The 24,307-nt window shown below is 40.3% G+C and carries 23 protein-coding genes; 17 read left to right on the forward strand and 6 right to left on the reverse strand.

From position 1 onward, the window contains the following. Positions 1–97 precede the first annotated feature (97 nt). The 10 genes from CWC16_RS16275 (at position 98) to CWC16_RS16320 (ending at position 10,687) form a co-directional block, all read left to right on the forward strand. Complete coding sequence (locus tag CWC16_RS16275; RefSeq protein ID WP_138542258.1) at positions 98–472, forward strand: SirB2 family protein; 375 nt, start codon at positions 98–100, stop codon at positions 470–472. Between the two features lie 252 nt (positions 473–724). Next, the gene (locus CWC16_RS16280) at positions 725–1,552 is read left to right on the forward strand and encodes a tetratricopeptide repeat protein (RefSeq protein WP_138542259.1); all 828 of its coding nucleotides are present in this window, start codon (positions 725–727) and stop codon (positions 1,550–1,552) included. 14 nt (positions 1,553–1,566) lie between these two features. Next, positions 1,567–2,820, forward strand: a complete 1,254-nt coding sequence (locus tag CWC16_RS16285; RefSeq protein ID WP_138542260.1) for a DUF819 family protein — start codon at positions 1,567–1,569, stop codon at positions 2,818–2,820. Between the two features lie 9 nt (positions 2,821–2,829). Continuing rightward, entirely contained in the window at positions 2,830–3,684 is an 855-nt protein-coding gene (kdsA, locus tag CWC16_RS16290) for a 3-deoxy-8-phosphooctulonate synthase (RefSeq protein WP_055018788.1), read from the forward strand. Between the two features lie 128 nt (positions 3,685–3,812). Then, positions 3,813–4,709, forward strand: coding sequence for a transcriptional regulator GcvA (locus tag CWC16_RS16295; RefSeq protein WP_055016476.1), 897 nt, complete (start codon positions 3,813–3,815; stop codon positions 4,707–4,709). Between the two features lie 2 nt (positions 4,710–4,711). After that, positions 4,712–5,347 carry an alpha/beta family hydrolase gene (locus tag CWC16_RS16300; protein ID WP_138542261.1) on the forward strand — a complete coding sequence of 212 codons (636 nt, stop codon included), beginning with the start codon at positions 4,712–4,714 and terminating at the stop codon, positions 5,345–5,347. Continuing rightward, positions 5,344–5,712, forward strand: a complete 369-nt coding sequence (locus CWC16_RS16305; protein ID WP_171037675.1) for a DUF423 domain-containing protein — start codon at positions 5,344–5,346, stop codon at positions 5,710–5,712. The genes CWC16_RS16300 and CWC16_RS16305 overlap by 4 nt, the downstream gene beginning before the upstream one ends. Positions 5,713–5,729: 17 nt before the next feature. Next, positions 5,730–6,815, forward strand: coding sequence for a 23S rRNA (cytidine(2498)-2'-O)-methyltransferase RlmM (gene rlmM, locus CWC16_RS16310; protein WP_138542262.1), 1,086 nt, complete (start codon positions 5,730–5,732; stop codon positions 6,813–6,815). A gap of 17 nt (positions 6,816–6,832) precedes the next feature. Further along, on the forward strand, positions 6,833–10,147 hold the full coding sequence (locus CWC16_RS16315) for a PKD domain-containing protein (protein ID WP_138542263.1): 3,315 nt from the start codon (positions 6,833–6,835) through the stop codon (positions 10,145–10,147). Continuing rightward, the gene (locus CWC16_RS16320; protein WP_138542264.1) at positions 10,148–10,687 is read left to right on the forward strand and encodes a hypothetical protein; all 540 of its coding nucleotides are present in this window, start codon (positions 10,148–10,150) and stop codon (positions 10,685–10,687) included. A 49-nt stretch (positions 10,688–10,736) separates the two neighbouring features. On the opposite strand, the gene cysZ is transcribed toward CWC16_RS16320, so the two are convergent. After that, positions 10,737–11,450, reverse strand: coding sequence for a sulfate transporter CysZ (gene cysZ / locus CWC16_RS16325; RefSeq protein WP_171037676.1), 714 nt, complete (start codon positions 11,448–11,450; stop codon positions 10,737–10,739). 382 nt (positions 11,451–11,832) lie between these two features. On the opposite strand from cysZ, the gene CWC16_RS16330 reads away from it, so the two are divergent. The 4 genes from CWC16_RS16330 to CWC16_RS16345 all read left to right on the forward strand — a co-directional run bounded on the left by CWC16_RS16330 (position 11,833) and on the right by CWC16_RS16345 (position 16,216). Beyond that, positions 11,833–14,097 (forward strand): bifunctional diguanylate cyclase/phosphodiesterase, encoded by a 2,265-nt coding sequence (locus tag CWC16_RS16330; protein WP_138542266.1) that lies wholly within the window; start codon positions 11,833–11,835, stop codon positions 14,095–14,097. Positions 14,098–14,254: 157 nt separating this feature from the next. Continuing rightward, a complete protein-coding gene (locus tag CWC16_RS16335) occupies positions 14,255–14,725 on the forward strand; it encodes a GNAT family N-acetyltransferase (protein ID WP_138542267.1) in 471 nt (156 codons plus the stop codon). A 163-nt stretch (positions 14,726–14,888) separates the two neighbouring features. Continuing rightward, complete coding sequence (locus tag CWC16_RS16340) at positions 14,889–15,758, forward strand: MYG1 family protein (protein ID WP_138542268.1); 870 nt, start codon at positions 14,889–14,891, stop codon at positions 15,756–15,758. Between the two features lie 125 nt (positions 15,759–15,883). Then, positions 15,884–16,216 carry a YnfA family protein gene (locus tag CWC16_RS16345; RefSeq protein WP_138542269.1) on the forward strand — a complete coding sequence of 111 codons (333 nt, stop codon included), beginning with the start codon at positions 15,884–15,886 and terminating at the stop codon, positions 16,214–16,216. 31 nt (positions 16,217–16,247) lie between these two features. On the opposite strand, the gene CWC16_RS16350 is transcribed toward CWC16_RS16345, so the two are convergent. Beyond that, the gene (locus CWC16_RS16350) at positions 16,248–16,868 is read right to left on the reverse strand and encodes a TetR/AcrR family transcriptional regulator (RefSeq protein WP_138542270.1); all 621 of its coding nucleotides are present in this window, start codon (positions 16,866–16,868) and stop codon (positions 16,248–16,250) included. A 2-nt stretch (positions 16,869–16,870) separates the two neighbouring features. Next, positions 16,871–17,734, reverse strand: coding sequence for an alpha/beta hydrolase (locus CWC16_RS16355; RefSeq protein WP_138542271.1), 864 nt, complete (start codon positions 17,732–17,734; stop codon positions 16,871–16,873). A 216-nt stretch (positions 17,735–17,950) separates the two neighbouring features. Here CWC16_RS16355 and speA point away from each other — a divergent pair, with 216 nt between their 5' ends. Together speA and speB are read left to right on the forward strand one after the other, a co-directional pair. Beyond that, positions 17,951–19,864, forward strand: a complete 1,914-nt coding sequence (gene speA, locus CWC16_RS16360) for a biosynthetic arginine decarboxylase (RefSeq protein WP_138542272.1) — start codon at positions 17,951–17,953, stop codon at positions 19,862–19,864. A gap of 3 nt (positions 19,865–19,867) precedes the next feature. Then, positions 19,868–20,791: an agmatinase gene (gene speB / locus CWC16_RS16365; RefSeq protein ID WP_138542273.1), complete on the forward strand. Its 924-nt coding sequence runs from the start codon at positions 19,868–19,870 to the stop codon at positions 20,789–20,791. A 52-nt stretch (positions 20,792–20,843) separates the two neighbouring features. Here the strand turns inward: speB and CWC16_RS16370 are convergent, their stop codons facing one another. From CWC16_RS16370 to CWC16_RS16380, 3 genes are read right to left on the reverse strand one after another with little or no spacing between them, the layout of a single operon-like run. Next, positions 20,844–21,242 carry a DoxX-like family protein gene (locus CWC16_RS16370; RefSeq protein ID WP_138542274.1) on the reverse strand — a complete coding sequence of 133 codons (399 nt, stop codon included), beginning with the start codon at positions 21,240–21,242 and terminating at the stop codon, positions 20,844–20,846. Further along, complete coding sequence (locus CWC16_RS16375; protein ID WP_138542275.1) at positions 21,229–22,251, reverse strand: M48 family metallopeptidase; 1,023 nt, start codon at positions 22,249–22,251, stop codon at positions 21,229–21,231. The genes CWC16_RS16370 and CWC16_RS16375 overlap by 14 nt, the downstream gene beginning before the upstream one ends. Before the next feature lie 9 nt (positions 22,252–22,260). Then, on the reverse strand, positions 22,261–23,370 hold the full coding sequence (locus CWC16_RS16380; RefSeq protein ID WP_138542276.1) for a YjgN family protein: 1,110 nt from the start codon (positions 23,368–23,370) through the stop codon (positions 22,261–22,263). A 162-nt stretch (positions 23,371–23,532) separates the two neighbouring features. Between CWC16_RS16380 and CWC16_RS16385 the strand changes: the two genes are divergently transcribed. After that, positions 23,533–24,264, forward strand: coding sequence for an RNA methyltransferase (locus CWC16_RS16385; RefSeq protein WP_138542277.1), 732 nt, complete (start codon positions 23,533–23,535; stop codon positions 24,262–24,264). The last annotated feature ends 43 nt before the right edge of the window (positions 24,265–24,307 follow it).

Below are 24,307 nucleotides of genomic sequence, written 5' to 3' on the forward strand. Positions count from 1 at the left end.
TGCCTTGCTATCAACACGTTTTTCCATCCTCAGAACAGATCACTTACTTATGCGGGTTGGTATAATAATTTTAATAAAACAAAAAGTACTGAGGCTTATGGATTATTTAGCAGTAAAACACTCACACATGGCAATTGCTATGCTAAGCGTTATTTTATTTTACATCCGCTCTTTTTCGCGTATGGGCAGTGGCAAGTTTGCCAAAAATAAATTGGTTTTTATTGGCAGTCACAGCATTGACACTTTGTTACTTATTTCTGCATTTACACTCGTATTTATGGCCAAAATAAACCCATTTGAGCAACTATGGTTATTAGAAAAAATAGTGCTTGTGGTGATTTATATTGCGATAGGTATTATTAGCGTTAAACAAACGAAAACACTGCCTAAAATTATGTATGTGGCGGTTAATACGGTGGTCATTTTAGCAATAGGGTATTTAGCAACGGCTAAAGCGCCGCTACTTTTATAAGAATTTTTGGTTAAGAGTCGGTGCGTGTTTAATTTTTTTAGACACGCACAGCACCCTAGAAAAACGCTTTATTCGGCAAACGCCGCTCTGTATTTGCCAAATCCTTCACACTTTCACAAGCTACCGTGCTACCACTTTTTTGTAAAGCGCATCACTATTCTTAATTTATAAGCCAAAGCTTTGCTGGATTGGTAACTATCCTTAAAATTAGGTAAACTATGCCTTCGTTTTTTAATAAATGTTGTAGTATTGATGACCACCCTCGGGTATGACGAACACGACGAATCTTATTTAGATGATGCATATGATGAATTTACTCCACCGCCACTTTATCGGTGTATTAATGCAGAATCGAAATGGGACCCTCAAATAGACTTAGCACCTACTTTTTCTGTTTTAACTGACTTTGAACAGCAGATAAATGCATTGTGCGTTAAGCAAAAAGACCCTCACGATAGATTAGAAGCTTTACTTGATACTTTTTATAGCAAGTGGCTATTTAGTGCCTCAGGCTTAAAGGTGCCAGAGCATAAAATAAATAGTTTGAGTTACACACTCACCATGCGCAGCGGCTCTGTAACCACATTAGGAATTTTATTAACACACTTGCTTGAGCAAGCGCAGCTAGATGCTAGCGTGTGTATTAATCAGGGCGATATTAGCGTTCATGTCGCAATAAGTGAAGAAGAAGGCTACATTATTGAGCCGAGCAGTGGACAACAAAGCTGGTATATCATTCCTGAAAATGCGGATGAAGAAAATGGCCAAGAACAAGAGCCACTTGAGTTTATCTATAACGATGAAGTTTATAAACTGTTTTTAGCGCAGCAAAAATGGTCGTTTATTAGTGAAAATAAATTTGGCCACGCGCTGGTATGTGTTGAGTTACTGATGGAATTATTAGGCGATGACCCGTATGAGAGACGCGACAGAGGTTACTTACTCAACCAGTTAGATTGTCCTAAAATGGCACGCGATGATTTACAGTTTTTTATTGATGAGTGCCCAGACGACCCGGCAATCGAAATTATTCAGCATCAACTAGAAGAACTTGAAGATAATAATAAAACACACCATTAAGAATAGGAACAAATATGGCTGATACTCACACTGCATTAATTACCAATGATGCTGTTGTACTGGGGTTGCTTGCTGTAATTTTAGGGTTTATTTTTAAAACCTCTAGCAGCGAAAATCCCAAACTAAAAGCATTTTATAAGTATGTACCGGCATTATTGCTGTGTTACTTTTTACCTTCTTTACTCAATACCTTTGGCATTGTTGATGGGCATAGCTCCAATATTTATTATGTTGCCTCGCGATATTTACTGCCTGCATGTTTAATTTTACTTACCATTAGTATTGATTTAAAAGCGATTATCAATTTAGGCCCCAAAGCGCTCATAATGTTTTTAGTCGGAACGCTAGGTATTGTGATAGGTGGACCTTTATCAATTTTAGTGGTGAGTGTATTTAGCCCTGATTTAGTAGGCGGCCACGGCCCAGATGCTGTTTGGCGTGGTATGACAACGGTTGCCGGCAGCTGGATTGGTGGCGGCGCTAACCAAGCTTCAATGAAAGAAATGTTTGAAGTGGGCGGCGATATTTTCTCGGTTATGGTGACCGTTGATGTGATTGTGGCGAATATTTGGATGGCTGTTTTATTACTAATGGCCGCAAACCATAAAAAAATTGATGCCGCAACAGGGGCTGATACTACCGCCATTGAAGATTTAAAAAACCGTGTTGAGCAATACCATGCAGAGCATGCTCGCATGCCGACACTTAATGACTACATGACCATTATTGCCATAGCATTTGGTATAACAGGGCTCGCTCATTTTTGTGCCGACTTTTTAGGGCCGTTTTTTGATAACAATTATGCGTGGGCTAAAGAGTACAGCTTAAACAGTAAATTCTTTTGGCTAATTGTTATTTCAACCACGATTGGTATTAGTTTATCATTTACTAAAGTAAGACAAATAGAAGCGTTTGGCGCATCAAAAGTTGCTTCAAGCTTTTTATATATTTTAGTAGCATCAATTGGCTTACACATGAACGTAACCGCTATATTTAGTAACCCTGGGTTATTTTTAATTGGGGCTATTTGGATGCTAACACACGCAAGTTTAATGCTGATTGTGGCCAAAGTAATAAAAGCACCGTTATTTTATATGGCGGTTGGCTCGCAAGCTAACGTTGGCGGCGCTGCGTCGGCGCCTGTGGTGGCTTCTGCATTTCACCCTTCGCTTGCGCCAGTGGGCGTGTTATTAGCTGTACTAGGGTATGGTGTAGGTACATATATGGCCTACATTTGTGGATTAATGATGCAAGCAGTTGCACCTTAAGGAATTTAAATGAACAACCAAGTAATTAATATTAATAACATTGAGCTGGCAAACGACAAACCATTTGTATTATTTGGTGGTATGAATGTTTTAGAATCGCGCGATTTAGCAATGCGCATTGCAGAGCACTATGTAGAAGTAACGTCTAAATTAAATATTCCTTATGTATTTAAAGCCTCGTTTGATAAAGCGAATCGCTCATCAATAAATTCATACCGCGGTCCAGGTATGGAAGAAGGCTTAAAAATATTTGAAGAGATTAAAAATACCTTTAATATTCCGCTTATAACCGACGTGCACGAACCACACCAAGCAGCGCCTGTTGCTGAAGTGGTTGATGTAATTCAGTTACCTGCATTTTTAGCACGCCAAACAGATTTAGTAGTCGCTATGGCTAAAACGGGTGCCATTATTAATGTGAAAAAACCACAGTTTTTAGCACCCCATGAAATGCGTCATATCATTACTAAATTTAATGAAGCGGGTAACAACAATGTTGCACTGTGTGAGCGCGGCTCAAGCTTTGGTTACAACAACTTAGTGGTTGATATGCTAGGTATGGATGATATGAAAGCTATGGCACCGGTTATTTTTGATGCAACCCATGCGCTACAACGCCCAGGCGGGCGAGCAGACTCTGCTGATGGACGCCGTGCACAAGCTGCCGAGCTTGCTCGCAGTGGCATGGCATTGGGTATAGCGGGCTTATTTATTGAAGCGCACCCTAATCCTAATGAAGCAAAGTGTGATGGCCCATGTGCATTAGCACTTAGTAAGCTTGAAGGGTACTTATCGCAAATGAAAGCGGTAGATGATTTAATTAAAAGCTTTGCACCACTTGATACAAGCGCAAGCGATTTATAATTTAACACCTATTTAGGTACTAGTTAAAAAGCGGCTTAGGTCGCTTTTTTTATTCCTTTAATATACACGCACAACGATGCTGTATATAATCTTACGCATAAGAAAAACTAATTCTAAGCTTGGTTACTATGTCAAGACGAGTCCCTCCATTAAACGCACTTAAAGCTTTTGAAGCTGCGGCACGCCACTTAAGCTTTACTAAAGCAGCAGAAGAACTGTATGTAACGCAAGCAGCAGTGAGCCACCAAATTAAAACACTTGAGGAACATTTAGGCCTAAAATTGTTTTTACGTAAAAACCGCTCGTTGTTGTTAACTGAAGAAGGCCAAGGGTACTTTTTAGATATAAAAGAGATTTTTACGCAGTTAATAGATGCTACCGAAAAGCTACTTGCTCGCGGTGCAAAGGGGTCACTTACCGTAAGCTTAACTCCTAGTTTTGCGATTCAGTGGTTAGTACCTCGGTTAAGTTTGTTTAATGAGCTGCACCCTGAAATAGATGTGCGTATAAAAGCGCAAGACCAAGATGAAAATTCATTAAGTGATGATGTAGATATTGCTATTTATTATGGCAGAGGGCATTGGAGCGGGGTTCAAACTTACAAACTACACACAGAGTATTTAGTGCCTTTATGCAGCCCGCTGTTATTAAGCGGTCATAAGCCGCTTAATGAGCCAAGTGATTTAGCTCAACACACGCTGTTGCACGATACCACACGGCGTAACTGGAAAACTTGGATGAAAACGGCGGGTGTACGCAACGTTCAAGTGAATCAAGGCCCTATATTTAGCCACTCGTCAATGGTATTGCAAGCCGCGGTGCATGGCCAAGGGGTAGCAATAGGCAATAGTGTGCTTGCCAAACCCGATATAGATGCTGGTCGTTTAGTGATCCCGTTTAGTCACAGTTTAGAAAGCAAAAATGCGTATTACTTAGTGATCAGAGAGTCGCAAACAGAGCTGGGTAAAATAGTGTCGTTTAAAGATTGGATGCTCAGCTTGGTTGAACAAGAACAAGAGTATTAATAATGATTGAATGGTTTAAAAGTGAAACGCAGCCGGCTATTGCACAGTTTATATTTGCGCACGGTGCAGGGGCTGGTTCAGATTCTGATTTTATGCAGCATATGGCTAAACTCATTAGTGCGCAGGGTATTGATGTAGGTTTATTTGATTTTGAATACATGCAAATCACTAAACGAACACAAAAACGTAGGCCACCAGAGCGAGCTCCAAAACTGTTAGCTTATTACGAGCAAGTACTGACAAATACGCAACCTAATTTACCGTTATTTATTGGCGGCAAGTCGATGGGTGGGCGCATGGCGTCTATGCTTGCATGTACTTCTGCACAACCGATAGCTGGTGTTTTAGCGTTTGGCTATCCGTTTCATCCACCCGGTAAGCCCGAAAAGTTACGCACCGAACACTTTGCAGACATACCTTGCCCGTTTTTAGTATTACAAGGCGAACGAGATACCTTTGGCACTCGCGAAGAGCTTAAAACGCTTTCTATGCCAAAACAGCCAAGCTTTGTATGGCTTAGCGATGGTGACCATTCACTTAAACCTCGTAAAAAAAGTGGTGCAAGCGAGCTTGAAAACTGCGAAACAGCGGCGCGTGAAGCAGGTAAATTTATAGCCAATAGAGTGGAGCAATTATGATTAAATTATGTTTACTCACAGGCAGCTTTTTTTGCATGCTGTCGGTTATGTTAGGGGCGTTTGCCGCGCATGGCTTAAAAAGTCGTTTAACTGAGTATTCACTTGGGGTATTTAAAACCGCAGTTGAGTATCAAATGGTGCATGGCCTAGCGCTTATAGCCGTAGCGGTTTTAATTAAGTGGGGTATTAATTTAACTATGGCGGGTGGTTTTTTTATTGCCGGTACGCTGCTTTTTAGTGGCAGTTTGTATTTATTAGCACTTAGCGGAATGAAGTGGTTAGGCCCAATAACCCCATTAGGTGGGTTATGTTTTATAATTGGTTGGGTTGTTATTTTAGTGCAAGTTGCACGATTTAAGTTTTAAAGAGTTTAAGGGTTAATATGTCTAGTGTTGTGATTTATTGTCGTAGTGGTTTTGAAAACGATGCGGCTGCTGAAATAACGTTTCATGCTGCCGAGCAAGGTTTTGCCGGCTATGTTAAAGCCAAACCAAATACCGGCTACGTGATTTATGAATGTTTTGAAGCGCAACACAGCGACGAAATAATCAAAAAGGTCGACTTTAAAAATATGGTATTTGCGCGCCAGTGGTTTGCAGGTACGTTGATTGAAAATATGCCGGTAGAGGACCGTGTGACGGCATTAAAAGAAACCGCAAAGGATTTTCCATTGTGCAGTGAATTGCGTGTAGAAACCCCCGATACTAACGAAGGCAAAGAGCTGCTGACCTTTTGTAAAAAAATATCAACACCACTAAAAAAAGCACTTGAAAAACAAAACACGGTATTGCGTGAGCCAAAAGCAAACCGCCCAGTGATGCATATACTATTTTTAGCCAATAATGCCGCGTATGTAGGGTATTCGTATAGCTATAATAATTCGCCATTTTTTATGGGTATTTTACGTTTACGTATGCCAAGTGATGGACCGAGCCGCTCAACGTTAAAACTTGACGAAGCCTTTAATGTTTTTATACCTGAGAAAGAACGTGAAGAGCGAGTACAACCAGGCATGCGAGGGGTTGATTTAGGTGCTTGCCCTGGCGGTTGGACCTATCAATTAGTGCGCCGAGGCATGTTTGTGAGCGCAATAGATAATGGCCCAATGAACGATAGTTTGATGGAAACAGGCCAAGTTAAACATTTTAGAGCCGATGGTTTCAAATATCGCCCAGAAAAAAGAAATATTAATTGGTTAGTGTGCGATATGGTGGAAAAACCAACCAAAGTGACTAATCTAATGATTGACTGGGCAGTAAACGCATACGCCAAAGAGCTTATATTTAATTTAAAGCTGCCTATGAAAAAACGCTTTGATAGTGTTTATGAATGCCTGACGATGATCAAAGAAGAGCTTACTAAGTACGGTATAACCTATGAGTTGCAAGCAAAGCATTTGTATCATGATCGTGAGGAAGTCACCGTTCATTTAAACGTTGTTAAGGTGCCCCAAAATTTGTATAGCTAAATTATAGAGGCATAAAAGTGGTATTAAATAATGTTTACAAATGGCTAGGATTACTTTTTTTATCACTTTTAATAGCCGGTTGCGGCGGCGGGGGCAGTGATGGTGACTCCTCAGACAGCGGTTCGACTGCTAATACTGCCCCTACCGTTAGTATTGATGTTAGCAGCAGTGTTATTTTTGCTAGTCAAACCTTTACCATTACAGCTCAAGCAAGCGATAGCGACGGGCAGGTTTCTAGTTACCAGTGGCAGCAGCTATCGGGGCCTGAATTTACCTTTACAGCTAATGGCAACACACTCACCGTAACGGCCCCAAGTGTAAATACTGACACTAATTTTAGCTTTTCGGTGCTAGTAACTGATAACGACGGGGCGACAACAGAGCAGGTGTTTTCAGGCACGGTTACTGTCCAAAATACGCCTCCTACGGTAAACATTACAGGCCCAAGCAGCGCACTGGCTAATACCCAAGTGAGTTTAACTGCTAATGCACAAGATATCGACGGCACGATTAGCAGCATAGTGTGGGTGCAATCTGCTGGTTCCTCTATTGAATTTAGCCAAACCGAAGGTGCACTAAACTTTACTGCACCGAATGTGAGTGAAAACGAAACGCTAGGTTTTACTGTTACTGTAACTGATAATGCAGGAGGCACTGTGCAAGGCAGCGCAACGGTACTTATTACGCAATTAAACAGTGCGCCTAGTATTACCTTAGCAGGGCCTGAGGAGGCAATGCAAAATGAGTCAGTTACAATAACAGCCACTGCGCAAGACGACGATGGCACTATTAACGAACTAAGCTGGCAGCAAACAAACGGCCCTGTGGTCGAATTCACGCAAACCGATTCAAGCATTACCTTTATGGCCCCAACGGTTGCTCAGAACACCAATATTACCTTTTTAGCCACAGTTAAAGATAACGACGATGCAACCAATAGTGCACAAAAAACGGTAATTGTGGTGCCGCCAAATACTCCACCTGTAGCTGATGATGTAAGCATTGAAGTGGAGTACAACTTAAGTGCTGAATTTAATTTATCAGTAAATGACATCGATGGGGATACGGTACAAATTATCTTTCCAGATGATTTAGAAGGGGCACAAGTAAGCGTTATTGATGCCCAAGCGCTGCGCTTTAGCTATACACCGCCTGTAAATAGTATTTCTGCAAAAAGCTATACTCTGATAGCCAGTGACGGTGAAGACAGCACTAACTTTTTACTCAACACAATAGTTGTTGATACCAGCGCTGCAACGGTGACAGAAATAACACCTAATGGATCAGATGAACCGGTATTGGTTGACACCCCCCTTAGCATTACGTTCTCTGATGTAATGCGCAGTAGTTCGTTAACTGTTAATAGTAGCGCGGGTAGTTGTGAAGGCAGTATTCAGGTATCAAGTGATGATTTTGCAACCTGTGTGGCACTGAATATAGAAAGCATATCTGATGGGCCAGATGAAACGAATGAGTATTTTAAAAGCGTTAACCTAAGCGCTAATTTTTCAGAAAACACGCTATACAAAGTCCGCTTAACTGATCTGCTAGTAAATTTCTTCGGCACTGCTTCAATAGCTGGTCAAGTGAGTGAGTTTACTACGTCTACCCAAGATTTAAAAATCACTGAAATCATATCGGTTCAATTTACTAATGATACGCCCTGGGTTGAGATTTATAATGGCACTGGAGAGGCTGTTAATTTACAAAATTACTCATTAAAAACGCACGCAATTAATATGCTTGATAGTTCAGTAAGCGCCGAGCAAGTATTTACTTTACCCAATAAAGTAGTAGAAAACGGCAGTTATATTTTACTGCAAAGCCGCTTTGGTGATGAATTTTTAGCAAGTGCGGCACTTAATAACCCTAAAATTGTGCTGGTGGGTAACCAAAGCGATGAACTACGTCCTTATTGGTATATAAATGGCTATGCAGAGCTATTAAACAGTGCAGCAACACAAACAATCGACTTTGTAAAATTTGGTAACTCTAACCAGCAACCAGTTAGTGCCGCGCAATGGCAAGGCGGCAATGCGCCAGCAATGCAGGCTGAACAAGGGTCAAGCTTAAAACGTGCGCTTAATGCAACAGATACTAACCAAGCAAGCGATTGGGCTTACTCAGTTTTTAATACGCCTGCAGGGCAAAACGATGTTACCTGTGATACCGATACTGATTTAGATGGTATTCCAGATTGTGCTGAGCAAGAAGGCTCAACCTTTGGCGGGCTACCCTTATACGAATGGGGAGCGCGTGAAAATCAAAAAGATATATTTATAGAAATTGATTATATGGACAGTACAGATCCAGGTATTACGCCACAGCGCATAGCACTTGAAAAAGTAGTGAGTGTATTTGCATCTAATGGTTACATGGTTCACTTTGATGTGGGCGATTTGTTTGATCAAAGCACGGGTATTTCCACCGCTAACTTTGATTTAGGGGGCGGTACAACCGTACCATTTAACAGCTACACGCCCTTTGAATATGATCAAGGCACAGCTAATTTATTTGCTTATAAAATGGAATATGCCGATACAACGCGCCGTCCGATTTTTCATTATTTATTAATGGCAAACAGTGGTAACGAAGACGGCAGCATTAGTGGCTCGGGTATTGCTGAAATAAATGGTAATGACCTAATGTTGACCATGGGCGGTTGGGGGTTATCGGTTGATGATCAAACATCACAAAATGTGACGAACAATTACCAAGCATCTACTATTTTTCATGAGTTAGGCCATAATTTAGGGCTTTACCATGGTGGCGATGAAGAAGTGAACTTTAAGCCAAACCATTTAAGCTCAATGAATTACTTATATCAATTAACGGGGCTTGCAAGCATAGGCAATAATGAAGGCGACCGTTATTACGATCGGTTTTATACCAATAATATTAATTGTGACCTTGTACCAAATACTAATAATCAAACGGGCTCAACAGATGACTTTATAATTGACTATTCAAATGGTAGTGCTGCAGATATAAATGAAAGTGCTATTGAAGAAAGCGCCGGGTTAAATAGACCAGGCTCCGAGGCAGTTGATTATAATTGCAATGCAATATTTGGCGATACATTGACTAACTTTGATGCAAACCAAGACTCGCAAATTACTATACTTACCGACGCTGACGAGTGGGGCATGATCAACCTGCAGTTTTACTCGCAAAGTGCAGGCAATCGATTTGGTGTTGCCAATACAATGAGCCATAAACAGTATCAACAACAACGTGTTCAAGCTGTTTCTACTTCATTGCCTAGCTATATAAAAGAAGCAGCACCAAGCGAGCTTATAATCAACCAAATTAAAGCAATTAAAGAGCACTAAATGAGCTACCGATTTAAAAAAGCAGCCCTCTTGCAAGGTGCTATTATTTGTTTTATCGCTGCGTGTAGCCAAAACGCCACATATAACACTGGCAATAGCCATGATAGTGAATGGTTACTAACTGATGCACTTTATTATAATAACAAGCCAGTAAATTGGCAGCAAAGGCGTGTAAACGGGTGCAGCACGTGTTTAATACAAAAAGACTCTGTACTACAGCCCGAGGGCATAACGCGTTTTAATACGCTTTATAAAGAAGCTGAGTGGATTGCAATGCAAGAGCAAAGCAGTTTAAATGTTATAAGGTTAAAACTGCCTTTGCACACCCCCTATTTGTATGTTGAGCAATTAGCAAACGGCGAGCTTAAACTGTTTAATCAGCAGCATACTTATAAAACTAAAATAGGCGAAGTCATCAATATAACGTTTAAAAAGCAGTTATTCTCGATAGTGATCACTGCGTTTATTTTACAAGATGAAAAAAGTGCACCACTGCCAAGGCGCGCTAAATTAAATTACACTGCACTTAAATTGAAGTAGGTAAAATAAAAGCACCAAAAGGTGCTTTTATTAATTGCTATAGTGTTATTTAGCCCGCTCGGTATTTAGAGCGGTAATTATCTACCCACAAACGGGTGGCGCCACACACAGCAACGGGCATAACAATTAGGTTAATAAATGGGATTGCAGTGAGCAGCATAACAGCAAAGCCAAAGCCATAAGATAAGCCTTGCTTAGACTTTAAATCGTCTTTCATTTGTTTAAAGCCTACTTTATGGTTATCGAAAGCGAAGTCTTTGTATTGCACAGCATACATCCAACATGTAAATAAAACCCATAATACTTGGCCAATAACGGGTAAAATCCACAGTAAAATAAAAAAGCCAATAGCGCGGGGTAAGTAATAGCAAAGCTTTGTCCACTCTCTGCCTACCATGCGGGGTATGTCTTTAACTAAATCAGCAAAACCGTCGTCATTTATTTTTTGACCTGTTAAATAAAGCTCAACTTTTTCACTGAGTAAGCCATTAAATGGTGCGGCAATAAAGTTGGTTATTACGGTAAAAAGCATACTGTAACTAAATAGTACAACAAGTATTGCTATAGGCCACATTAGCCACTCAAGCCAACTAAGCCACTCAGGTAACATGTTGTTGATATAATTAAAGCTGTCGCTTAACCAACCAAATAAAAAGAAGAGTGAACTACCAAACAATAAAATATTAAGTAAAAGCGGAATAAGCACAAAGCGCTTAAGGCCTTTTTGGCTAATTAATTTAAAGCCCGAAAAAAAATATTCCATACCTTGTATGATCTGCACAGTAACCTCAAAAAAGACTCATATCTGCATGCAGTATAATTAGACTGATAATTTTGAACAGCCTTTTTAAGTAACAAAGTGTTAAACCTGCAAAATTTTTAAAAAGTTGATGAATGTCTTAGTTGGGTTGCTTTGTTAACAATGTTTATTTTTTGTTGCAAAACAATGTGGGCTTGACGCATACTAACACTGATATTTAGCTATTTTATTAAAAACAATTTCTATAATCGTAATAATAAAACTCGCGTTGTAAGTTTTTTAACTATACTCAATTTAAATATACGAACTAAGAGCAGGAATTTATTGATGCACTGCTTTTTTAAAGTGCTTAATAACTTAATAGTACCTAGATGCATGGTGAAGTATGAATACTGCAAAACTAAAACAATTGTTATCTCACCAGCAGAATATATTATCTAAAATTGCGTTAGGTATAGCTTTAGACGATGTTTTACAAGATATTTGTTTAGCTATAGAGCAGATCATTGAAGACAGCTCGGCAAGGTGCTCTATACTTTCTTTAACGGGTAATCAGTTATTTCATCGTGCTGCCCCAAATATCGACGATGGATATTTAAAGGCAATAAATGGTTTATTTATAGGTCCTAACGTTGGCTCTTGCGGCACCGCTGCTTATAAAAACGAACGAATTATTGCGCCTGATATTAACCTCTCACCTTTATGGGAAGGTTTCAAAGAGTTAGCGCAAAGCTATGGTTTATACTCTTGTTGGTCATCCCCGATTGTGTCAACCACTGATGAAATATTAGGCACGTTTGCTATTTACCACGGCACCCCTAAAGCACCTACACAGCAAGATTTAGAGCTTATTGACTATTTTGTACACTTTTCCAGCATAGCACTTGAAAAAAACGCAGAATCGCTAAAAGCTAGGCAGCTAGTTGCAGACCTGCAAAAAAGTAATGAAAAATTTAAAGCGTTTACGCAGGTGATGCCCGATCTTATTTTGATTTTGAACGAAGAGGGAGTCTATACCGATATTTATGGCACCTCGAATGATTTATTACTCGAATCATCGAATGATTTGGTTGGTCAAAGTGTAAAAGATTTGTTCCCTGTAAAAGATGCCGACATGATTATGGGGGTTATCAACAAAACCATCCAAACTAATGAAATGCAAGTATTTGAGTACGATTTAAAAGTGCCTAAGGGCCACATCACCTTTGAAGGTAGAGCGGCCGCACTTAACAACTATCAGCCAGACAATCCAACACTTAAACACGTAGTGTGGATGGCAAGAGATGTGACCCTACGCAAAAAAGCCGAGCAAGAAGTGCAGCGGCTTGCTTTTTTTGATCCTTTAACTGGGTTACCTAATAGGCGCATGCTCAGCGACAGCTTAAAAAAATGTGTAGAGCGTATTAAACGCAGCAACAAAACGGGCGCACTTTTGTTTTTAGATGTTGATAACTTTAAACGAATAAATGACTCACTAGGTCACGGCGCAGGCGATCAAGTACTAAAAGAATTGGCAAAACGCTTAAGTGGCGTATTAAGAGCATCAGATACGTTAGCGAGAGTGGGGGGCGATGAATTTATTATTTTACTCGAATACATTGGTGAGCATAATCACCAAGCCTGTGTTGAATCTGAAATAGTCGCAAAAAAAGTGCAAAGCGTGTTTAACGATAAGTTTTCAATTGGGGAGCTGGCATTTCAAGTGAGCTGTAGTATAGGCATTTGTTTAATCAACGAAGAGCACACAATCACCGATAACATATTAAAATTTGCAGATACCGCTATGTACCGCTCCAAAGAAAAAGGGGGAAACAGCTGCAGCTTTTATGATCCTAGGTTGCAAACATTACTTGAAAAACAAGCTGAATTAGAAACCGATATTGTAAGGGCCATTGCAAATAATGAGTTTTGTGCGTATTTTCAGCCGCAAATAAATATGCAAGGGAATTTAGTGGGTGCAGAGGCGCTGATTAGATGGATTCATCCAGAAAAAGGGGTTATCGCGCCCAACCAGTTTATACCCATAGCAGAACAATACGGTTTGCTCCAAAAACTGCAAAATATAGTGCTTCGTAATATTTGTAGCCTTATCAATCAACTTAGTCAAAGCAATATGATAGAAGAGCACTTTAGTGTATCTATAAATATTAGCCATATACAGTTTAATTCGTCGCAGCTTACCCGTGAGCTATGCTCTACAATTAAAGAGTTCAACATAAAGCCACAACACATAAAACTTGAGATCACAGAAACCATGTTGTCGGGTGATATAAACAGCACAATAAAACAAATGGCTGAACTACAAGAACGTGGATTTGTGTTTTCAATTGACGACTTTGGCACTGGCTATTCGTGCTTAGCACATTTGAATGCCTTCCCTGTTCAGGAAATAAAAATTGATAAAAGCTTCATTGATAAAATTTTAGATAAAGGCAAAGGCTTTAATATTGTTAATACGATTATAAGCCTTGGTAAAAGTTTAGATATTACTGTGGTCGCCGAGGGTGTAGAGCAAGAGGCGCAATTTGAGCTACTAAACTTGCTCAATGCAGATTGCATACAAGGCTACCTAGTCGCAAAGCCAATGAAGAGCAGCAATTACCTCAAGTGGCATGCCCATCAATTAAAAAAGCAAAGTCTAAGTGCTTAGTAGCCTGAACGTTGTTTACGCTCATTTAGCTAACGTTTTAATAATTCTATTTTTACCTTATTAAAACATTTTGTTTAAACAACACTAGGAACACATGTCGTAAATATATATTATGAACTTATTATAATGATTCAAAATAAAAAATGGACGACAAGAGATGCAGTTAGTCGAATTAACCCCTAAGGATCCTGATGTAGTTAATGTGTTTGCAGATATAGATAGACTGATAAACTCGTTATATCCGGTGGCTACAGCCCAATCTCTTAAAATAGAAGAATTAGATAAAGACAACGTTTACGCAATTGGTTTAAAAAATGAAGATGGCATTATAGCTTGTGGCGCTATTGTTAAGCAAAATGACGGTACGCTTTATGGCGAAATAAGGCGCTTATACGTTAAACCGAGTTACCGAGGTAGAGGCTTTTCAAGACGTATCATGCAAAACTTGCTGCATTATGCCGGCGAAACAAAAATTCCACTCATTCGTTTAGAAACGGGCCCTAAGCAAACCGAATCAATTAGTTTATACGAGGATTTAGGTTTTGAGCGCTGTGCAAGCTTTGGCTCGTATAAAGATAACCCACAAAGTGTATTTATGGAGCTTGGTCTAAGCCCTGAGCCAAAATAAAATTGCTAATTTACTCCTTGCGCCTGCCCTTTAATGTGGGCGCAAAAAATACTTCACTGTTTTTCATTGCGCTGTTCGTATAAAATTCGCCACGTAAGTTTTAATCTGCATTTAGCACTTCATAAGTGAGAATTTTATCTTTTTTAAAAGTAGCCCAAAACCAATGAGCGATTTAACAGTAGTAACCCACAGCGGTAATTTCCATGCCGACGATGTGTTTAGCATTGCGGTACTTAAGCATGTATTGCCTGCCTTTAACTTGGTACGAACCCGCGATAAAGCCATAATAGAAAGTGCCGATATTGTTGTTGATGTAGGTGGCGAATACAACCCTGACACAGGACGCTTTGATCACCACCAACGCGGCGGCGCAGGCGAGCGTGAAAATGGCACGCCATACTCGTCATTTGGCTTAATTTGGAAAAAGTATGGTGTAGCACTGTGTGATAATAACCAAGCGGTGGCTGATAGAGTAGACGCTGGTTTAGTCTCTACTATTGATGCAATAGATTGTGGTTACGTTAAAGGTGTGGTTGAGGGCATAACGCTTAGCCAAACGCTTTCTATGTTTAATCCTACATGGGAAGAGGAAGGCAACTTTGATGAATGCTTTGATGAAGCCGTTGAGTTTGCAGCGCGTTTATTAACCCGTTTTATTGCCTCAGCAAAGGGAAGCATTAACGCCAAAGATATTGTTGCAAAAGCAATAGAAGAGGCAAAAGATCCCCGCGTGATTATTTTAGAAAAATACACACCATGGAAAAAAACAGTACACCATTTATCAAGCGACGCTTTATTTATGGTTTACCCTTCGCAAAACGGCCAATGGATTATTCAAACTGTACCAGTAGAGCCAGGCTCGTTTGAAGACAGAAAGTCACTGCCTAAAGCGTGGGCTGGTTTATCGGATGAAGAGTTTCAAGCTGAAACAGGCTTAGACGACGCTGTATTTTGCCACAATGGTTTATTTATAGCCGGTACTAAATCGTTCGAAAGTACAATGAAGCTGGCTGACGCGGCCTTGGCCGAGTAACTTGTTTTGCTTAAATATGGGTAAAGAATTTTTTACCCATATTTCACATTATATTTTAGCTAAGTAACTAATTTTTAGTTACTTAGCGTTATTATGTTCTTGTTATTTAAATTACGTGAGGTTTTATGTTTGAAGTAAAAACTATCGCGCTATTTATTATTACCGCCCTTGCTGAAATTATTGGTTGTTACTTACCTTATCTTTGGCTTAAAGAAGATAAATCCATATTCCTTTTAATACCTGCAGCAGTCAGTTTAGCGCTATTCGCGTGGTTGCTAACGTTACACCCAGCAGCCGCTGGACGAGTGTATGCCGCGTATGGCGGCGTGTACATATGTGTGGCTTTACTGTGGTTATGGGCTATTGATGGCGTAAAACTTACAATGTGGGATTTAGTGGGCGGGGCGGTTGCCTTACTGGGTATGGCTATTATTATTTTTGCGCCTAAAAGCGCTTAAAAAGTAAGTCATATTAAAGGTGAAAAACGCCTTACAGGCTATTGTTAACGCGCATATATCGCTCAATTAAATTGCCAACTACTTTTTTATAAGTAAGCGTTAAAGCTGGGTTATCTATTAAACTTGTTTGTACAACATGCCCGGTATATAAGCCATAAAACTCATACGCAAAAATGCTCGGCTCTTTGTCTTGGCTAAAGTAGCCTTGTGCTTGGCAGTTAACTGCAAGTTTAGTGAGGTAGTTAATCATTTTTAAGTGTTGGTCTTGCATAAACTGCCTTACCAAACAATTGGGGCTCGCTTTAAATTCTACCGACGCTTTAATGAGCGGGCAGCTTGCCTGCTTACCAGGCGATACCGTATCTAAAAAATTGAGCCACTCAAGCCAGCGTTGCTGAAAATTATTTAAATGAATTAACGCATCTTCATCAACAGATATATCAACAACCTGTTTTCTAAACTCTTCTTCTGTGTAGGCCAAAATAGCCACTTGCATATCTTCTTTATTGGCAAAGTGTGAGATCACCCCCGTACGCGACATGTTAGTTACTGCCGCTATTTTCCCTATCGACAAGCTATATAAACCTTGTGCAGCCGCATAGGCCATTCCTTTGTGCAGTATATTGCGCTTAGTGCTCTCACTTTTTTTCATTGTTAATCCATAAAGCGTGTTATTTGGTCGTACACGTATTGGCTTTTTAAAATGCGTACGTGCCCAAGCTCCTGTGTGGCCACAAGTGTTGCGGGTGTGTTCTCAGTCAATAATTTTATTGCTTCAAAGCTTGCCACTGAGTCATTTTTATCATGAATAAACAACATGTTTTCGTTTATTTTATTTTTAGAATGGTCAGGGTGAAGGTTTTGCCAGCTAATACCATATTTATCCGACACCTTATTAAGCATGTTTTCTAGCATGAGCTCAGAAATCCCCACTTGCCTAACTTTTGCAAACATGGCTTCAAATATTTGTGCAGGGGCAGAGATAAACACAATTTTTTTATTTTCTAAATAATGAGGCGCTAAGTTTAACAAAGCAACACCGCCCATAGAGTGTGTAACGACTCTATTAATGGTAATGTTTTGCCCATTAAAGTACTCAAAAGCCGCTGTTAGACCCTGCATATACCCGTATAAGTGCGAGGTATTGCCGTGCGAATAGCCATGGCCTATGTGATCAATTGAATAAACATTAAAGCCTTTTTCAAGTAGTTCGTCTATTAAAGCAGTAAATCGATTAGTGCTGTCGGCCCAGCCATGAGATAAAAATACCGTTTTAGTGTTTTCGGCTTGGCTAAAATAGTACAGGTTTACTGCACCAAGCTCGGTAGTAAGTTTAATATTAATTGGCTGTATACATGTTCTAAATTCGTATTGTCGTCGGCTATGCGGATTACAAAATACCTTCATGGCAAGGCGGGCACTGAGTTTAGGAAATGTTTTGGTCAGACCAAAAGTGGCAGCCTTTGTTATTTTAGAAAATTTAGGTGGCTTGTTTTGATTAAAATAAATTTGTTTCATATTTATACCAAATAAGTACAGTTGTTCTATTTTATATTAAAAAAGTACAGCTGTACTTATTTTTTTAGCTGTAAAAAGCTAAGGTGTAGGTGTTTTTTCTCAACACTAAAAATCACTCGTTACGAGTAAAAATACTTGTTGGACTTAACAGTCTATTTTTCTTTTAATGCGCCCAACTCGCCGAACCGGCATTCATTAAACAAAAGAGAAAGATAAATGAAAGAGACAACATCACTAGAACAAGCTCGCACGAGTTACAATGTTCGTCATTGGAGCCAAGGTTTTTTTGGTATTAATGATCAAGGTGATGTGTATGTTGCCCCAAAGGCTCACGCCCCAGAGCAAACTATTGCACTAACAGATATTACAAAACAACTTCAAGAAAAGGGCTTAAGCTTACCGGCTTTAGTGCGCTTTCCACAAATTTTACATCATCGTGTGCACAGTTTATGTAGTGCGTTTAATACCGCGATTGAAAACTATGGTTACCCAAAAGATTACTTATTAGTTTACCCAATTAAAGTAAACCAACAGCGCGAAGTGGTTGAAGAAATAGTAGCAAGCCAAGCCGAATTAGAAAAAAAACAATTAGGCCTTGAGGCGGGCAGCAAACCAGAGCTTTTAACAGTATTGGCAATGGCAGAAAAAACCAGTGCAGTGATTGTATGTAATGGCTACAAAGACAAAGAATATGTGCGCTTAGCACTGATTGGCGAAAAGCTAGGCCACAAAGTATACATAGTGCTTGAAAAGCTTTCTGAGCTCGACATGGTGCTTAGCCAAGCAAAAGCGCTAAATGTTAAACCACGTATTGGTATTCGTGTACGTTTAGCATCGCAAGGCAAAGGTAAGTGGCAAGCAAGTGGCGGCGAAAAATCTAAGTTTGGTTTATCAGCGTCGCAAGTTTTGCACGTAGTGAACCGTTTAAAAGACGCAGGCCAGCTTGATTTAATGCAACTTATTCATTTTCACTTAGGCTCGCAAATGGCAAACATTCGCGATGTGCGTTTAGGTGTAAGCGAGGCTGCGCGTTTTTACTGTGAGTTACGTAAATTAGGTGCAAACATTGAGTGCTTAGATGTAGGGGGCGGTTTAGCGATTGATTACGATGGTACACGCAGCCAATCGCATAACTCTATGAATTACAGCTTAGCTGAATATGCAAATAACATTGTGTACACCATTGGTGATACCTGTAAGCAGTACGCGCAGCCCATGCCGACGATTATTTCTGAGTCAGGACGTGCGCTTACGGCGCATCATGCAGTGCTTATTTCTAATGTTATTGGTACTGAAAGTTACACGCCAGAGGAATTAGTAGCGCCAGTGGCAGATGCACCTCTGTTATTAAAAAACATGTGGGCATCGTTTGTGCAATTAACCGATTTAACGGATGACCGTGCACTGATTGAAATTTATCACGATAGCCAAGGTGACTTAGCAGAGGCGCATAACCAATTTGCACTGGGGCTTTTAGATTTAACGCAGCGTGCGTGGGCAGAGCAAGTTAACTTGCGTATTTGTTATGAGCTTAACAAACACATGGATAACAAAAACCGTTTTCATCGCCCAATTATTGACGAGTTAAATGCGCGTTTAGCTGATAAGTTTTTTGTAAACTTTTCGCTTTTTCAATCATTGCCTGATGCGTGGGGGATTGATCAAGTGTTTCCGGTATTGCCATTAAGTGGATTAACCGAAGCACCAAAAAATCGTGCGGTATTACTTGATATAACCTGTGATTCAGACGGCGCACTTGAACACTATGTTGATGGCCAAGGCATTGAAAGCACCTTACCCGTGCCTGAGTACAGTGTAGATAAACCTTACTTAATGGGCTTTTTCTTAGTGGGAGCGTATCAAGAAATTTTAGGTGATATGCACAATTTATTTGGCGATACGCACAGTGCCATTATCAATATGGATGAGCAAGGTGTTGCCAGTATTAGCGAAATAAACCAAGGCGATACGGTGGCCGATATGATGCGCTATGTGCATTTAGATGTTGAGAGTTTTCAGCAGTCGTACGCGCAGTTAGTGTCTGCAAAAATAGACAAAAATGAACAGCAAAGCGTTTTAGACGAGTTGCAAAACGGCCTTAATGGCTACACCTATTTAGAAGAGTTATAAGCAATGTCTAGCTTGTTTGGTCATGTTGACGACTCATTGTATTCAAACGGGATGACGTTTCTACGTCGTCCTATGGTGCAAAACATTAATGCTATTGATGCAGATGTTGTTGTATTAGGCTTACCCTTTGATTTGGCAACGTCGGGCCGCCCCGGTGCACGCTTAGGGCCAGATGCCATTCGCAGAGCCTCGGTACATTTAGCCTGGGAAGACACTAAATACCCGTGGACATTTCCTTTGTTTGAGCGGTTAAGCGTTGCCGATGCCGGAGACTTTACTTATCCGGTAGGCGATCCGGAGTATTTTACGGCACAGTTAGAAATGGCCGCGGAGCAAATACTTCGCCAAGGTACAACGCTGTTAGGCCTTGGGGGCGATCACTTTGTAACGCTTCCGCTATTGCGTGCACATGCAAAGAGACATGGCAAAATGGCCTTGGTTCATTTTGATGCGCACACTGATACATACAGCAATGGCTCACGTTTTGATCACGGCACTATGTTTTATCATGCGCCTATGGAAGGGTTGATTGATGTAGAGCACAGTATACAAATTGGTATTCGCACCGACTTTGTCCAATCAAAGCACGAGTTTGCCGTGATTGATGCAATGCAGGCTAACGATTTACATGCCAATGACATTGCAGCGCAAATACGTGAGCGAGTAGGCGACTTACCCGTTTACCTAACGTTTGATATAGATTGTTTAGACCCTGCATTTGCACCAGGTACAGGCACACCGGTATGCGGTGGTTTAACATCTGATAAAGTGCTTAAAATACTGCGCGCGCTAAAAGGCATAAATATGGTGGGTATGGATGTGGTAGAGGTATCACCGTCGTACGACCAAAGCGAGCTTACCGCTATTGCCGCAGCAACCATTGCGAGCGAGTTATTGCATTTGTGGACACATAAAAATAAGTATTAACGTTATAAGAGAGCACTACAAAAAAGGTATGGGCAGGCATACCTTTTTTATTTTAAAGATACCGATTATTTTGCAGCTTAATTTCTTTTAACCAAATAAAACTTAACCCAATAAGCGGCAGGTTAGTGGTTACTGGGTTAAATGCTTCAATAAGTAATTGTGGCTGCATTACTACTACAGCGAGTAGAAGGCCAATCAACGCTACGATATTTAAAATAACGATATGCTTATGTTTATAAAATACCAATAAACACAAACCAAATATAATTTCGCCAACACCCGCCGAACGTGTAATTAAGTCAGTCACTTGTGCTGAAAAACCCGCACTGCCAGTCATCAATTTTTCAAGTGGTGCAATATGATACAGCTTTGGGAAAAAGCCGTGGTATATCCAACTCAGCCCAACAATATAGCGTGCAAGTTGGATATAAACCGTGTTATTTTCTGGCATTATCAATGCGCTCTTGTGCACTTGGGTGGCTTGATAGGTATTCGAGCAAATTATTAACCTTTTCAAGGTGTTCATTTTCACTTGTATGGGCACTTTGCAGTGCTTGTATGGCATCGGCAAAATCATTGCTCGAATAACCCAAATGCTCAAGTTGAATGAGCGCATAGCTATCTGCCTCACGCTCCATATCACGCGAAAACCCTTGCTGTGCAAAGGTAGCACCGGTGCCAAGTGCCACTTCTGCTATGCCTTCTAAATCACCAAATATCACAGCAAGTACAATGGTACTGGCTGCCGATTGCGCGGTCATGCGTACACTATGCTGGTGGACTACATGACCAATTTCGTGAAGTAATACCGCTTTTAACGCGTTGGGTTTATCAGCTAATAAGTTAGCTAATTCATCAGTGACCACTATGCGCCCGTGAGGCATTGCAAATGCATTCGCTCCAAAGGCCTCTGATTTATAAAACGACAACCTATAAATAGATGGCTCAAGTGAGAGTTTATTAAGCATGGTATTAAAGTATTGTTGTACTCTAATTTGTTGCTCATTAGGCAGTTCGCTTTCATCAAGTGCTAGCTTCTCAATTATGGTAAAGCTTTGTTCACCCATCTGCTCTACAACACTACGCGGCAGAGTATCAACACTGTAAACGGCAATAGTGGGCACAACTTTATAAAGCATTAGCCACATAAAAAGCGGTGTAAAAATAATAGCCGCGATAATGGCCCATTTACTTTTTTCAAGGCGCTCGAGTCTATCGAGTTTATTCGTTTTAAAAGGCCAGCGATAATTTACATCAGTAGGAATAAAGCGGCTACCATCATTAAAACACAGTTCGTCAGCAAGACCGGCAAGCCCTGGGGTGAGTGTTATATCGCTTATAGCGTAGCTTGAAATAAGCTGATCATCGTAGCTAATCTCAACACAGGTGTCGCTAATAATAGCGACACCTTGCTGGTAATTGCTTGATGCTTTGGGGAAGTAATGTCCCTGTACGTGCATAATTAGCTCTTAGGTTAGCGATAGGTCAATATCAAATACATTGGCCGCTTCTTCGGCAAATGATGACTGCTCTTGCTGCGTACTATCAACCAAGTTTAGGGCGCTTGGGTAAATACTAACGGTTGTAACCTCGGCAAGCATCCTTGATGTGCGTACTTTGGTCCACGGGTAGGCAAGCCCAAGAGTAAACGCAATGGCTAGCATATTAGTTAACAGTAATATGGCAAAAGGAATAGGCTTAAGCTCTGATTTAAATGACGCTACGTCTTCAAATTGACTGTTATCAAAAATATGGTTACGAATAGCCGCAGCCCACACAGCGGTTACTATTGCTATCATAAATATGTAAGCAATCATCATCCCACCAAACATAATGCCCATTTTGGCTGGATCTTGTGCAGCTTGTTGGTTTTCTGCATTCATTAAATCAAGGCCAAACAAGCCTAAAACAGCCATAAAAATCACCATAGTGATAGAGCTCACCACAAAACAAATAAGGGCGGTTAAGTAGTAGGTTTCACCTTTTAGGTTTACGGTTAACGGCGTATCACCGTAGCTAATATTGCTGTGTATGTAACTGTCGATACGTTTTAAAACATACGGCATTAATAAATAAAGGGTAAAAATACTGGCGATAGGTAACAGTATAAAATTAATGAAGGCTTCGCCGTAATCCCCTTTAAATGCAAAGCGTACATTACGATGGCGGATCATACGCATATTAAAGCGCAGGCCTTGGTTAATAATCCATGGCATTAAAAAGATAAAAGCCACCGCAAATAGTAAGCCTACAAGAGGAAAAAAGCTGCTACCAAAGGAGTAAATTAAAAATACAATAACCGCTAAAATACGGCCTTTTAAAATTTGCATCGGGGTGGCTAAGTAGTCAAAGCTGTGTCCGTCAATGCGGGTGTGGCCATAAAAGTATCGCATTGTGCGCACTTTTGCCCAAGCCGAATAAATACCTAAAGTAAGCACGCTCAGTAAAATATTGACTATCCAAATACCAAAAAATTCACCGCCTTTACCGCTAAACTGTACTTTGCCGCTAAAAATAGGGGCAGCAGGTTCACTTACTGCAGGGGTGGTTTCTGGGGGAGTAGGGTGTATAGATTCCATTAAAATTATATCCATGTTGTTTTTTTGTTAATTTACCTAAATTTGGTGCAAAGCTCAATCTTTAATAGCCTTACAGCCTACAATGGCGCTGCTTTTAATATATGTGGTGCTGCACTTTAAATCATCTCTGGTATACTAGGGCGATAATTTTATGGGGCTGTTATGATTTCAAAAAACCAACTCAAGCTTATTCGCCAACTTGGCCAAAAAAAGTACCGAAAGCAATATAATCAATACCTTGTACAAGGTGAAAAAAACGTACTTGAGTTGTTAAACAGCCCATTAAAGGCGGTTGATATATTTGCAACACAGGCGTTTATAAATACTCACCAAAACCAGTTTCCACATGTAGATTTTACGCCGGCAGAAGAAGAGTCGCTGACTAAAGCCAGTACCTTAGTGAGTAATAACGCGGCCATTGCAGTGGTTGATATGCCAAAGGCTGATTTACCTGATAATAGCGGCTTAATATTGGCGCTTGATGGGGTTTCTGATCCGGGGAATTTAGGTACTATTATCAGAGTTGCCGACTGGTATGGCATTAAACATATAGTAACAAGTACCGATAGTGCCGATGCTTACAACCCTAAAACAATTAGCGCGACTATGGGTTCGTTTGTCAGAGTGTCGGTAAGCCAAGTAGAGCTACCTGAATACTTACAAACATTAAATATGCCTATTTATGGGGCATTTTTAGATGGGCAAAGCGTACATACAACAGACTTTAGCGCAAAAGGTGTGTTGCTTATGGGCAGTGAGTCGCATGGCATACGCGAGCAGTGTGCAAAATTAGTAAGCGATAAAATAACCATACCGGCTTTTGGTGAGGCAGAGTCACTTAATGTGGCAATGGCCACAGGTATTATTTTAGATAACTTTAAACGCCAAGCTTAACTTTTTAACTGTTTATGAGTTAAATTGTTTATAAGTAATAACA

Source organism: Pseudoalteromonas sp. S3776 (genome assembly GCF_005886915.1).
In the GTDB taxonomy this organism is placed as follows: domain Bacteria; phylum Pseudomonadota; class Gammaproteobacteria; order Enterobacterales; family Alteromonadaceae; genus Pseudoalteromonas.